At 71.0% G+C, this 13078-nt stretch carries 11 protein-coding genes and 1 pseudogene; 8 read left to right on the forward strand and 4 right to left on the reverse strand.

All coding sequences use genetic code 11. The features are described from left to right. Positions 1–301, forward strand: a pseudogene (locus FV230_RS16260) (hypothetical protein); the annotation flags it as partial. Positions 302–390: 89 nt separating this feature from the next. Here FV230_RS16260 and FV230_RS16265 read toward each other — a convergent pair. Further along, positions 391–1617, reverse strand: coding sequence for a lytic murein transglycosylase (locus FV230_RS16265; RefSeq protein WP_147843140.1), 1227 nt, complete (start codon positions 1615–1617; stop codon positions 391–393). Positions 1618–1769: 152 nt separating this feature from the next. Here FV230_RS16265 and FV230_RS16270 point away from each other — a divergent pair, with 152 nt between their 5' ends. The 7 genes from FV230_RS16270 (at position 1770) to FV230_RS16300 (ending at position 10548) form a co-directional block, all read left to right on the forward strand. Next, entirely contained in the window at positions 1770–3206 is a 1437-nt protein-coding gene (locus tag FV230_RS16270; RefSeq protein ID WP_147843141.1) for a carotenoid oxygenase family protein, read from the forward strand. A gap of 364 nt (positions 3207–3570) precedes the next feature. Then, a complete protein-coding gene (gene ugpB, locus FV230_RS16275; protein WP_147843142.1) occupies positions 3571–4914 on the forward strand; it encodes a sn-glycerol-3-phosphate ABC transporter substrate-binding protein UgpB in 1344 nt (447 codons plus the stop codon). A 30-nt stretch (positions 4915–4944) separates the two neighbouring features. Continuing rightward, positions 4945–5826: an ABC transporter permease subunit gene (locus FV230_RS16280; RefSeq protein ID WP_147843143.1), complete on the forward strand. Its 882-nt coding sequence runs from the start codon at positions 4945–4947 to the stop codon at positions 5824–5826. 11 nt (positions 5827–5837) lie between these two features. Beyond that, complete coding sequence (gene ugpE, locus FV230_RS16285) at positions 5838–6659, forward strand: sn-glycerol-3-phosphate ABC transporter permease UgpE (RefSeq protein WP_246694882.1); 822 nt, start codon at positions 5838–5840, stop codon at positions 6657–6659. Further along, positions 6659–7774, forward strand: coding sequence for a sn-glycerol-3-phosphate ABC transporter ATP-binding protein UgpC (ugpC, locus tag FV230_RS16290; RefSeq protein ID WP_147843145.1), 1116 nt, complete (start codon positions 6659–6661; stop codon positions 7772–7774). Before ugpE ends, ugpC begins: the two co-directional genes overlap by 1 nt. Positions 7775–7800: 26 nt before the next feature. Next, positions 7801–8847: an alpha/beta hydrolase gene (locus tag FV230_RS16295; protein ID WP_147843146.1), complete on the forward strand. Its 1047-nt coding sequence runs from the start codon at positions 7801–7803 to the stop codon at positions 8845–8847. A 198-nt stretch (positions 8848–9045) separates the two neighbouring features. Continuing rightward, a complete protein-coding gene (locus FV230_RS16300; RefSeq protein WP_246694883.1) occupies positions 9046–10548 on the forward strand; it encodes a TIGR00366 family protein in 1503 nt (500 codons plus the stop codon). A 19-nt stretch (positions 10549–10567) separates the two neighbouring features. On the opposite strand, the gene FV230_RS16305 is transcribed toward FV230_RS16300, so the two are convergent. The 3 genes from FV230_RS16305 to FV230_RS16315 all read right to left on the reverse strand — a co-directional run. Next, on the reverse strand, positions 10568–11347 hold the full coding sequence (locus tag FV230_RS16305; protein ID WP_147726471.1) for a DeoR/GlpR family DNA-binding transcription regulator: 780 nt from the start codon (positions 11345–11347) through the stop codon (positions 10568–10570). A gap of 155 nt (positions 11348–11502) precedes the next feature. Beyond that, the gene (gene pdxA, locus FV230_RS16310) at positions 11503–12510 is read right to left on the reverse strand and encodes a 4-hydroxythreonine-4-phosphate dehydrogenase PdxA (RefSeq protein WP_147726469.1); all 1008 of its coding nucleotides are present in this window, start codon (positions 12508–12510) and stop codon (positions 11503–11505) included. Next, positions 12507–13078: nucleotide-binding domain containing protein (locus FV230_RS16315; RefSeq protein WP_281408296.1), on the reverse strand; the 572-nt coding region annotated here is incomplete at its 5' end. The genes FV230_RS16315 and pdxA, both read right to left, overlap by 4 nt.

A 13078-nucleotide genomic window follows, 5' to 3' on the forward strand; every position in this document is an offset into this window, starting at 1 on the left:
GGGCGGCGCGGCGGACGCTGCCTTGTCCGTGCTCAAGACCGCCCTGGCGCGCGAGCGGCAACGGACGAGCGAGCTTCGGACGGAGATCGACGCGCTTGAGGTCGCGCTGGCCTTGCACCAGGACCAGATGGAGGCCCTGCGGGCGGACCGGGACCGCTGGGCCGAGCGCGCACGCCTTCTTGCCGCGGCGATGGTCCAGGAGGCGGGCGAGGTCCGGACGTCGCCCGATCACGCGAGCGCCGGGTCCAGGGAGCCGACATCCGCCGCGGCGCCGGGCGCGGCCCGTCGCCTGCGCGCCTAGAGCCTGCTCCAGCGAGGGGGATGCCCCGGTGATCCGATCGCGGGCCGGCGCGAATACGGACCGTCGTCCACGCCCGCCGGCGCCGGACGTCAGGGCGACGTCCGCAGCCGGTCCAGCAGGGTGACGTCGGCATAGCCGTCCGGACGGAGGCCGGTCGAGGTCTGGTAGGCGCGGATCGCGGCCCGCGTCTTCGGACCGATCCGGCCGTCCACGGCGCCGGCCGTGTGGCCGTGCGCGTCCAGGCGGGTCTGAAGATCGCGGCGCTCCGCTTCGGTCAGGGCGCGGTCGCCACGGGGCCAGTCGCGGGCGAAAGCGGCCTGCCCGCGAAGGCGGTCCGACAGGTGCGCGACGGTGAGCGCGTAGGACAGCGAGGTGTTGTAGCGCAGGATCACCGAGAAGTTCGGCCCCAACAGGAAGGCCGGGCCGCGCGCGCCCGCGGGGACGACGAGGGTGGCCTGCGCGACGAAGTCCGCTTTGCGATCGGGGACGGGCGTCGCGCCGAGCGCGTGCCAAGCGTCGAAGCTGCGCGAGGTAGTCTCGTCCGCCAGCGCGTAGTCGAAGCTTTCTCCCAGCACGGCTTCGGTGCCCCAGGGCTCGTTGCCGCGCCAGCCCATGGCGACGAGGTAATTCGCCGTTGAAGCGAGCGCATCAGGCACCGACCAGAGGTCGCGCCGGCCGTCGCCGTCGAAATCCACGGCGTGGGCGCGGTAGATGCTCGGCATGAACTGGGTATGCCCCATGGCGCCGGCCCAGGAGCCGGTCAGGCGCGCGGGCGGCACATCCCCTTGCGCGAGGATCCGAAGCGCCTCGACGAGCTCGTCGCGCCAGTAGCTCGGTCGGCTTGGATCGCCGCAGGCCAGCGTCGCGAGCGATTGCACCACCGGACGGACGATCGCGGCGTCGTCGAGGACTTTGCCGTAGCCCGACTCGACGCCCCAGAAGGCCACGAGGGTGAAGCGGTCGACGCCGGTGCGCCGCTCGATCGCCTCGAGGACCGCGGCCCATTCCTCGAGCTTGCGCTGCCCTTCGGCGATGGTCGCCTCGGTGATCGTGGCGTCGAGGTAGGCCCAGATCGGCTTGACGAACTCGGCTTGGCCGCGGGTTGCCGCCAGCACGTCCGGGTTGGGCGTCAAGCCGACGAGCTGCCCGTCCGCCCAGGCCGGCGGCACCCCGCGGGCCTGGGCGTCGGCGGCGATCCTGCCCAGGCAGTCGGCCCAGGGCGATGTCTCCGACGCGGTTCCAGAGGATGCCGGGCCGGCCGTCGCCAGGGCCATCGGGAGGGCTGCGGCGCGGAGCAGGCGGGCGAGGCGCATCATCGGTTCTCCGCGTCGGGGCGGCGATCGCATTGCCGGAGGAAGCCTCTCGGCCCTATGTCGGTTCTCGATCCCGCTCAAGGCGCGCGTGCGGTCGCGATCCGGCGCGTCCGTCACGGCTCTCGTCCCCGCACCGCCCTTGGACCCCTCGACCGATGCCGAACCGTCTCACGTCGACCGTCCGCGCCGCCGCCGAGGGTCTCGTCGCGCTGGTGGCGGCCGGCAACCGGCTGCGCCTGCCGGGGACGGCGCACCCCTTCGTGGTCGGCGTCCACGCGCCGATGCGCGCGGAGCTGACGCTGCGGGACCTGCCCGTGACCGGGACGATCCCATCGGGGCTCGACGGGCGCTACATCAAGATGGGCGCCAACCCGGCCCGCCCGACGACGCGCGGCCACGATTGGTTCCTGGGCGACGGCATGGTGCACGGCCTCCGCGTCGCGGGCGGCAAGGCCCTGTGGTACCGCAACCGCTGGATCGGCTCGCGGGCGGCCTCGGCGGCGCTCGGCCGGCCCGCCGCCCCCGGACCGCGCCGGGGCGACGACACCGTCAACACCAACGTCGTCGAGATCGGCGGCCGCGCCTTCGCCCTGGTCGAGGCCGGCAGCTATCCGGTCGCGCTGTCCGAGGATCTGGAGACGCAGCTTTACGATCCGTTCGAGGGGACGCTCGGCGGCTCCTTCACCGGGCATCCGCACCGCGACCCCGCGACCGGCGAGACGCATGCCATCGCCTACGACGGACGGATCTGGGACAGCGTGCGCCACGTCGTCGTCTCGCCCGCCGGCCGCGTCGTGCGCGACGTCTCGATCCCGGTCGAGCACGGCCCCTGCATCCACGATTGCGCGATCACGGCGCGCTTCGCGGTGGTGCTGGACCTGCCCCTTACCTTCTCGATGCGGGCGGTGCTGGCCGGCCACCGCTTCCCGTTCCGCTGGAACCCTGCCCACCGCGCGCGCCTCGGCCTGCTCCCCCGGCACGGGACGGCCCCCGACATCACATGGTGCGCCCTCGATCCATGCTTCGTGTTCCACGTCGCCAACGCCTACGACGACGCGGACGGGCGGGTGGTCCTCGACGTCGTCGCCTACGAGAGCGTGTTCGCCTCGGCAGGCGGCGGCCTCGACAGGCCGGGCCGGCTGGAGCGCTGGACCGTCGACCCCGCGACGGGGCGGGTCGACCGGCGGGTGGTTGATCCGGCGGCGCAGGAGTTTCCGCGGATCGACGAGCGCCGCTTCGGGCGACCCCACCGCTACGTCTACGCGGTCTCGGTCCCCGCCGACGGCAACACGCAGCTCGAAGGCGCGACGCAGATCTACAAGCACGATCTGGCGCGCGGGGCGCGGCGCGTGCACGAATTCGGTACCGGCCGCGTCCCGGGGGAGTTCGTCTTCGTGCCGGCGCGGCCGGAGGCCGGCGAGGACGAGGGATGGCTGATCGGGCTCGTCGTCGACACGGCGCGCGACACGACCGACTTCGTCGTCCTCGATGCGCGCGCGTTCGAGGCGCCGCCCGTCGCCACGATCCACCTCGGGCACCGGATCCCGCCGGGCTTCCACGGCAACTGGTTTCCCGCGCGCGATCCGGCGTGAACGGTCGCTGAGGTTGACCCCGATCACCGCGTCGATGCCCGAGGGCGTGATCGCGCTCCAGCCGCATACAGCGGCGAAAGCCATCGAACGCCGTAAGCGAGTGCTGCGATGCAAGGCGAGCCGACGGCGCCTCCGGCGGGGCGGCGAAGCCGGCAAAACGACCACGAGGCGCGCGAAGCGGGGATGGCTCCTCCGACGCCTGAAGCCAAATCGCGGGACCGCACGGCGTGGCGCTTTATTCCGCTGGTCGGTCCGTGCATGATGAAGGCATGAGCGTCGCGCCGTCCGGTGCGGGTGCCGCGGGATCGCATCTCAAGCCCGAGGACAACGGGCAGGGCGGTTCCGCCGACGGGGAGGGTTTCGGATGGATCGTCGCGTCCTGTTGGCCGGCGTCGGCGGTCTTGCCGCGTGGGCTGCGCTTCGCCCGTCGGCCTCCGTCTCCGCCGGCGACAGGACGCCCATCGTGCTCTGGCATGCGATGTCGGGCGCGAACGGCGAGGAGGTCGAGCGGCTGACGCGCGATTTCAACGCGAGCCAGTCCGATGTCACCCTCCAGGCGGTGTTCAAGGGCACCTATCCCGAGACGTTGACGGCGGCGATCGCGGCCTACCGCGCCGGCAAGGCGCCGCACGTCGTCCAGATCTTCGAGGTCGGCACGGGCACGATGCTGCAGGCTGGCGCCGCCATCAAGCCGGCCTGGAAGCTGGCGGAGGAGACCGGGCTCGCACTCGATCCCAAGGCCTACATCCCAGGCGTGCGCGGATACTACAGCCTGGCCGACGGCAAGCTCGCCTCGATGCCCTTCAACTCCTCGACGGCGGTCATGTGGTACAACCGCGACGCCTTCGAGAAGGCGGGGCTCGACCCGGACGCGCCGCCGGCCACCTACGACGACTTCGCCAAGGCGGCCCGCACCCTCGCCTCCAAGGCGGCCACGTCCATCGCCAGCACCTCCGCATGGATGACCTGGATCCAGTTCGAGGAATACGCCGCGATCCAGAACCTCGCCTACGCCACCGAGAACGACGGCTACGACGGCCTCGGCGCGGAACTGCTCATCAACACCAAGCCGTTCGTCGACCAGCTCCAGCGCTTCCTGGACCTGTCGAAGGACGGCGCCTTCAAGTACGCTGGCCGCGACGGCGCGCCCGATGCGGTCTTCTATTCCGGGCAGGCCGCGATCGGCTTCGGCTCGTCCTCGGGCCGTGCCGACATCGTCAAGAACGCCAAGTTCCGTTACGCCGAGGCCTTCCTGCCGACCGAGCCGGCGCTGAATCCGCGCCCGAACAACTCCATCATCGGCGGCGCCAGCCTGTGGGCGATGACGGCGCCGAAGCGCAGCGAGGCCGAATACAAGGGCGTCGCGGCCTTCTACGCTTTCATCGCGAAGCCCGAGCAGGTTGCCCTCTACGCCCAGAACACCGGCTACGTTCCGGTGACGCTCGCGGGCTACGCGGCCACGAAGCAGGCGGGCTACTTCGACAAAAATCCCGGCACCGACGTGCCGGCGCGGCAGCTCTCCCGCGGGGAGCTGACCCCGAACTCGCGCGGCCTGCGCCTCGGCCGCCTGCCGGAGATCCGCGCGATCCTTTACGAGGAGATCGAGAAGGCGCTCCAGGGCCAGCAGACGGCGCAATCGGCGATGGACGCCGCCGCCGCGCGCGGGAACCGCGTCCTGCGCGACTTCCAGAAATCCGCGCGCGGCTGACGCGGCGGACCGGCGGAAGGCACGCGTGAGATGGAACGACGGACGCTGTTCCCGGGCCGGGTGGTCCCGGCGCTGCTGATCCTGCCGCAACTGGTGCTGACCGGCGTCTTCTTCCTGTGGCCGGCCATCCAGGCGATCAAATCGAGCCTGGAGCGCGAGGACGCCTTCGGCACCAGCACGGAATTCGTCGGTCTCGACAACTTCGTCGACCTGTTCGGCGATTCGCTCTACCTCGCCGCGATCGGGCGGACGCTGGTGTTCTGCGCCTGCGTGACCGGGATCGCGATGGGCGTGGCGCTCGGGCTCGCGGTCCTGGCCGACACCGAGATCCGGGGGCGCGCCTTCTACCGCACGATGCTGATCTGGCCCTACGCGGTGGCGCCGGCCATGGCGGCCGTGCTGTGGGTGCTGATGTTCCACCCGCAGATCGGTCTCGTCGGGGCGTGGCTGAACCGGATCGGGATCGCCTGGGACTACAAGCTCGACGGCACGCAGGCCATGGGGCTCGTAATTCTGGCCGCCGCGTGGAAACAGGTCAGCTACAACTTCATCTTCTTCCTGGCGGGCCTCCAGGCCATCCCGAAGACGATCATCGAGGCGGCCCGCATCGACGGCGCCCGCGGCGTCCGCCGGTTCCGCACCATCGTCCTGCCGCTGCTGATGCCGACCGTCTACTTCCTGCTCGTGGTCGACCTCGTCTACGCGGCCTTCGACACCTTCGCGACCGTCTACGCGGTGAACGGCGGAGGGCCCGGCCAGTCGACCCAGACGCTCGTCCTCAAGGTGTACCTCGACGGCGTCGTCAACGCGAACGTCGGCTCGTCCTCCGCGCAATCCGTGGTGCTGATGGCCGGCGTCATCGTCCTCTGCGCCCTGCAGTTCCGGTTCCTCGGGCGAAAGGCCGCCACCTGATGCGCCGGAGGATGCCCCCTCTGATCCCGCATGCCGTGCTGATCCTGGCGATCCTGCTCTTCGCCCTGCCGATCTTGATCGCCGTCGCGGGCTCGACCCAGGATTCGGCCGCGATCGCCCGTGGCGAGGTCTCGCTCGTCCCGCGCCTCTCCGGCCTCGGCGTCTACCGCGACGTGCTGGTGAACGGCTCGGCGGGGGCCGGGCCGGTCTGGCGCTCGCTGCTCGTCTCGGCCGCGATGGCGCTGGCGATCGCGTTCGGAAAGATCGCCCTGTCGCTGCCCTCGGCCTATGCGGTCACCTTCTTCCGCTTTCCCTTCCGCATGACCGCCTTCTGGCTGATCTTCCTGACGCTGATGCTGCCGGTCGAGGTGCGGCTGATCCCGACCTTCCAGGTCATGGCCTCCCTCGACCTCATCAACAGCTTCACGGGGCTGACGATCCCCCTCGTCGCCTCCGCCACGGCGACGCTGCTGTTCCGGCAGACGTTCCTCGCGGTTCCGGACGAGCTCGTGGAGGCGGCGCGCATGGACGGGGCCGGGCCCCTGCGCTTCCTGCGGGACATCCTGATCCCGCTCTCGGGCGCCAACATCGCGGCCTTGTTCGTCATCCTGTTCGTCTACGGGTGGAACCAGTACCTGTGGCCGCTCCTGGTCGCGACCGATCCGAAGCTCGACACGGTGGTCATCAGCATCGTCAAGATGGTCGGCGTCGACACCGCCACCGAATGGAACAAGGTCATGGCGACGGCGGTGCTGGCGCTGGTCCCGCCGGTCGCGGTGGTGCTCCTCATGCAGCGCTGGTTCGTGAAGGGCCTGACGGAGGGCGACAAGTGATGGCGGGCCTGAAACTCGACGGCCTGCGAAAGCGCTTCGGCAACAACGAGATCCTGAAGGGCGTCGACCTCGCCCTGGCGGACGGCGAGATGCTGGTCATCGTCGGCGCGTCGGGCTGCGGGAAATCCACCCTCCTGCGCATCGTGGCGGGGCTCGAGACGCCGACCGCCGGGCGCGTCCTGATCGACGGGCGCGACGTCACCGACCTCGACCCGTCGGCGCGCGACATCGCCATGGTGTTCCAGAACTACGCCCTGTACCCGCACATGAGCGTGTTCGAGAACATGGCCTACGCGCTGAAGATCCGCGGCCTTCCCCGCTCCGAGATCCGGGCTAAGGTCGATGCCGCCTCGGCCCTCCTGGGCCTGGAGGCGCTGCTCGAGCGCAAGCCGCGCCAGCTGTCCGGCGGCCAGCGCCAGCGGGTCGCCATGGGGCGCGCCATCGTCCGCGACCCGAAGCTGTTCCTGTTCGACGAGCCGCTGTCGAACCTCGACGCGATGCTCAGGGTGCAGATGCGCGGCGAGATCCGCCGCCTCCAGCGCCGGCTGAAGGTGACGAGCCTCTACGTCACGCATGATCAGGTCGAGGCGATGACGCTCGGGGACCGGCTGCTCGTGATGCACCAGGGCGTGCCGGTGCAGCTGGCGACGCCGACGGAGGTGTTCGAGCGGCCGGCCGACACCTACGTCGCGGGCTTCATCGGCTCGCCGGCGATGAACCTGCTTCCCGGCACCCTCGGTCGCGACGGGACGTCGGTACGCGTGGCGGACGCGGACGTCGCGCTCGGGGCCTGGCGGTTCGACCGGCCCGACGGCCACCGGGTGGTCCTGGGCATCCGGCCGGAGCATGTCGTGCTCGACGCATCGGGCATGACCTGGCCGGTCGAGGTCGTGGAGCTGCTCGGGTCCGAGATGCTGGTGCATGCCGGACGCCCGGGCGGGGCGTCGCTCACGCTCAAGATCGCCAACGGCGCGCCCGTGGGCGACGCCATCCGGGTGTCGTTTCCCGCAGCCCACATCCACGTCTTCGACGAGGCGACCGGCTTGCGGATCGAGCCGGCCCTCGCATCCTCGCGCGCGACGGAAGCCGGCTCGCGTGCGGATGCGGGGGCCTGACCGTGTTCCATCGGAGGACGCACCACATGCGCTTCGTGACCGCCATCCTCCTCGCCTGCCTCGCGGGCCCGTCCGCTGCGTGGGCGCAGGCGGCGCCGCTCCCACCCCGCGAGGTGCCGGCCAAGACGATTCCTGTACCGGGCACCGTGAGCCCGGCCCTGCAGGCGATCATCGCGCAGCCGCTGCGGACGAACTGGGACAAGCCGCCGACGACGCCGGACGGCTGGAAGCAGCTCTCGGACGGCTTCACGACGCTTGCCGCCCCGCAGATCGGGCCGATGTCCGAGCGCCTGCGGGTGACCGTGGCGCCGACGACGATCGACGGCGTGCGGGCGTACACGATCACCCCGACCGACATCCCCGCCGCGAACCGGGAGCGGATCGCGATCCACGTCCACGGCGGCTGCTACGTCCTCAACCCCCGCGAGGCCGCCCTGCCGGAGGCCATGCTGCTGGCCGGCTTCGGCCGGATGAAAGTGATCGCGGTCGATTACCGGATGCCGCCGGAGGCGTTCTTTCCGGCGGCGCTCGACGACGGCATGACGGTCTACAAGGCCGTGCTTCGGACCACCGCCCCCGGCCGGATCGCGGTCTTCGGAAGCTCGGCCGGCGGCGCGTTGACCCTCGCGATGATGCTGCGGGCCAAGGCGGAAGGCCTGCCGCTGCCCGGGGCCATCGCACCCGGCACGCCGATGTCGGACGCGACGCAACGCGGCGACTCGTTTCAGACCAACGCGAGGGTGGACAACGTGCTGGTCTCGCCGGCGGGATTCTGCGACGCGGCCACGAAATTCTACGCCGCGGGGCACGATCTCACCGATCCCCTGCTTTCGCCGATCAACGGAGACGTGCGCGGATTCCCGCCGACAATCCTGACGACGGGCACGCGCGACCTCCTCCTCTCGAACACCGTCCGGATGCACCGCAAGCTTCGGCAGGCCGGGGTCGAGGCTGCGCTTCAGGTCTTCGAGGGGCAGTCGCACGCGCAGTTCTACCGGGACGATCGCGTGCCGGAGGTGAAGGAGGCGTTCGAAGAGATCGCGTCCTTCCTCGACCGGCATCTCGCGCGCTGAACCCGCGGCCGCCACGTCGCCCGCGACAGGCCTCGGGCGACGTGGCCTGCGGGGATGCGGCGGGCCGCAAACGAACCGGCCGCCTCCACGATCGCGGCCGCCTGTCACGATCTTGATCGGGGCACGCCTTCGAGGTCGAGCGAGGGCGTGTCATCCATGCGGCTCCGGCCGCGAAGAGCCGAAGCCCAGAGGACATCCATGGCGATCGCGCCCGTTGATCCGGCCCCGTCCAAGCCCCGGCCCTCCCAGGCCGTGCCGTCCAAGCCCGCGCCGGCAACGGATCCCGGAACCGCGCCGGCGGCCGGGACGCTCGAGCGCCTCGGCATCCGCTTCACCGCCTGGGCGGAGCGCTGGTTTCCGGACGCCTTCATCTTCGTCGCCATCGCGGTCGTGATCGTCGCCCTCGGCGTCCTGGCCAACGGCGCGCCGGCGGCGTCCGTCGCCAAGAGCTTCGGGGACGGGTTCTGGAGCCTGATCCCCTTCACCATGCAGATGGCCTTCGTCACCATCGGCGGCTACGTCGTGGCGGTCTCGCCGCCGGTGCGGGCGCTGATCGAGCGCATGGCGCAGGTGCCCCGGACCGGGCGCGGGGCGGTCGGCTTCGTGGCGGGCGCGACGATGCTCTCGTCGTTCCTAAGCTGGGGCCTCAGCCTGATCTTCGGCGGCCTGCTGGTCCGGGCGCTCGCCCGGCGGACGGACCTCCGGATGGATTACCGGGCCGCGGGCGCGGCGGCCTATCTCGGGCTCGGCGCGACCTGGGCGCTCGGTCTCAGCTCCTCGGCGGCGCAGCTCCAGGCCAACCCTGCGAGCCTGACCAAGAGCCTGCTCGCGATCTCCGGCGTGATCCCGTTCAGCGAGACCATCTTCCTGTGGCAGTCGATACTGATCGCGGCGATCCTGTTCGTCGTCTCGGTGGCGATCGCCTACGCGTCGGCGCCGCGCGGGGCGACGGCCGTCACCGCCGAGACCCTGGGCGTCGACGTGAGCCGCGAATCGACCGACATCCCGCCGCCGCGCCAGCCCGGCGAGTGGCTGGAGCATTCGCCGCTCCTGACGATCCTCCTCGTGGTGATCGCCGGCGGCTGGATCGTGCAGGAATTCGCCCGTCAGTCGTGGATCGTCGCGATCTCGAACCTCAACACCTACAACCTGCTGTTCCTCACCCTGGGCCTGCTGCTGCACTGGCGGCCGAAGCGCTTCCTCGTGGCCGTCTCGAAGTCGGTGCCGGCGATCGCGGGCATCCTGATCCAGTATCCGCTCTACGCGGCGATCAGCGGGATGCTGACCGTGCCGAAGAACGCGGCCGGCGCCTCGGCGTCCGATGCGATCACCCATGCCTTCGTCAACCTCAACACCGCCGGCACCTTCCCGCTGACGATGGGCGTCTACTCGGCGATCCTCGGCTTCTTCGTGCCCTCGGGCGGCGGCAAGTGGCTGCTCGAGGCGCCCTACGTGCTCCAGGCGGCCAACGAGCTGAAGGTCCACCTCGGCTGGGCGGTGATGATCTACAACGCCGCCGAGGCGCTGCCGAACCTGATCAACCCGTTCTGGATGCTGCCGCTGGTCGGCATCATCGGCCTCAAGGCCCGGGACATCGTCGGCTTCAGCTTCCTCCAGCTCATCGTGCACCTGCCGCTGGTGCTGTTCCTGCTCTGGGCCCTGGCCTTCACGTTGACCTACCATCCGCCCGTCATGCCGTGAGGGCGAGGCGGCGGGAGGGTCAGATCTTGCGCGATGCGCCTTGGCCGACGAGGACGGCGGCGCCGGCATCCGCGAGACGCCGCATCTGATCCTTCGGCGCGTCCGAATTCGTGACCAGCGTCCAGCGTTGCGGGAGAGCCGCCCAGGCGTTCTGCTCGGCCCGGCCGAGCTTGCTCGCGTCGGCGAGCACGATCACCCCGTTCGCCTGGCGCATCATCAGGGATTTGAGCGCCACCTGATCGAGGCTCGCCTCGCAGAGGCCGCGCCCCGCCACCACCCCGTCGGCGCTGAGGACGACGTGATCCGCGGTCATGAGGCGAAGCGCCTCGACGGCGAGGGGGCCGACCGTGCTCATGCTGGTGGCCCGCAAGGCGCCTCCCAGGACCACGAGCTCGATCCCCGGTGCCTCGGCGAGGGCGGGGAGCAGGGCGAGGTTGTTGGTGACGATGCGCAGGCGGCGCTTGGCGAGGAGCTGCCCAAATGCGGCGACCGTGGAGCCGGCATCGAGGATCAGCGTGTCGCCGTCCTCGACCAGCGTGATCGCCTTGCGGGCGATGGCGAGCTTCTCGGGCCCGTTCACGGCCATCCGCTCGGCCAAGGTCGTCTCGACCGGGTGGCCGGCGAGGATCGCGCCGCCGTAGGTCCGGCGGACGGCCCGGGTGGCGGAGAGGACCTGGAGATCGCGCCGGACCGTGGAGGCGGAGACGTCCAGGCGGGCGGCGACGTCGTCGACGTCGATCTCGCCGAGCTTCAGCGCCTCCAGCAGCAGCGCCTGACGCGCCTTGCTCCGCATCGACATGAGGACGACGACCCTACCGAGATGATCCGGTGCGCCCGATCCGACCCGGACGATCCCTTCGGGACGGCGGATCCGGGCGCGGCACGGGCTCGCCCGATCCGCCCTCCGCTCCGATCGAGGGGAGGGCGCATCATGCCGAAGGTCGGGCCGGCTGGCTATGCGGAAGCCGGTGCCGCCTTCGGCGCGAGGTCGACCGCCTGTCGCAGGGCCTCCATCAGGCTGCGCTCGTCGGCGACGCCCTTGCCGGCGATGTCGAAGGCGGTCCCGTGGTCGACCGAGGTGCGGATCACGGGAAGGCCCACGGTGATGTTCACGCCGGCCTCGAGACCGAGCACCTTGATCGGGCCGTGACCCTGATCGTGGTACATCGCAACGACCATGTCGTAGTCGCCGCGTCCGGCGAGGAAGAACAGCGTGTCGGCCGGCAGCGGGCCGCGCACGTCCCACCCCCGGGCCCGACAGGCCTCGACCGCCGGCGTGATCTTCTCCGCCTCCTCGCCGTGGCCGAACAGGCCGTTCTCGCCCGCGTGCGGGTTGATCGCGCAGACGCCGATCTTCGGGTTCGCGATGCCGGCCTTCACCAGCACCGCGTGCCCCCGCGCGATCACGCGCTCGACCAAGCCGGGCTCGATCTTCGCGATCGCGTCAACAAGGCCGATATGGGTCGTGACGTGGATCACCCGGAGTTTGGGCGAGACCAGCATCATCGAGACCTCCGGCGTGCCGGTCAGGTGGGCCAGCATCTCGGTATGACCGGGGAACTTGTGGCCGGCGGCATGAAGCGCCTCCTTGGACAGGGGCGCGGTGCAGATCCCGCCGGCCTCGCCCGCCTGCACCAGCTCGACGGCCTTGGCGATGAAGCGGTAGGCCGCCTCGCCGCCGACCGGCGACACCTGCCCGAACGGCAGGTCGGCGGGGACGACCTTGAGGTCGATGCATTGCACCGCCCCCGTGTCGAAGTCGGCCTCGCCGACATCGGCCAGGGCATCGACCGGCACCCGCGATCCGACGATCTCGCCCGCCTGCCGCAGGCGCCCGGCATCGCCGACGACCAGCGGACGGCACAGGGCCTGGACCTCGGCATGGGCAAGCGCCTTCATGATGATCTCGGGGCCGATGCCGGCCGGGTCACCCATGGTGATGGCGATGGTCGGACGTGTCATGAGAAGCTTCCTTCGATGCGGACCGCACGCAAGCGCTCGCGGATGCGGATGAGGCTGTCGGCGTCGCCGAAGGCGCCCGCCTTCGTCGCGACGGGGATGGCGAGGCGGCCGAGCGTGAGGCCGAGGGACACGCCGGGCTCGATCTCGTCGACGAGTCGGATCCCGTCGACGCCGAAGCGCGAGAGGAGGGCGGAGGCGGTCTCGCCCCCGGTGGCCGCGAACGCGCCGATCGCGGCGCCCAACGGCGCGAGCGCGTCGGCGAGGGCATGCACGAGGCGGGGGCCGAGGGCCATGTCGGGAACGCCCGCCATCGCGATTTCGACTAGGACGTCGTGCCCGGCGGTGATCGCGATCGCGACGCGTGCGACCGCAGCGGCCAAGTCGTCCGGATCGCCGAGAAGGGTCTCGGATGAGACGGGCAGGTGGACGACGCCGTCGAGCGCCGCGAGCTTGCGGGTGGCCGCGCGGGAGGTCGTCGCGAGCGATCCCACCACGATCAAGCTGCCGCCCCGGCGCGACGCGATCCGCAAGGGCGCAAGCGCCGGCCTCGCCTCGACCGCTGCGAGGG

This window comes from Methylobacterium sp. WL6 (assembly GCF_008040095.1).
Classification (GTDB): domain Bacteria; phylum Pseudomonadota; class Alphaproteobacteria; order Rhizobiales; family Beijerinckiaceae; genus Methylobacterium.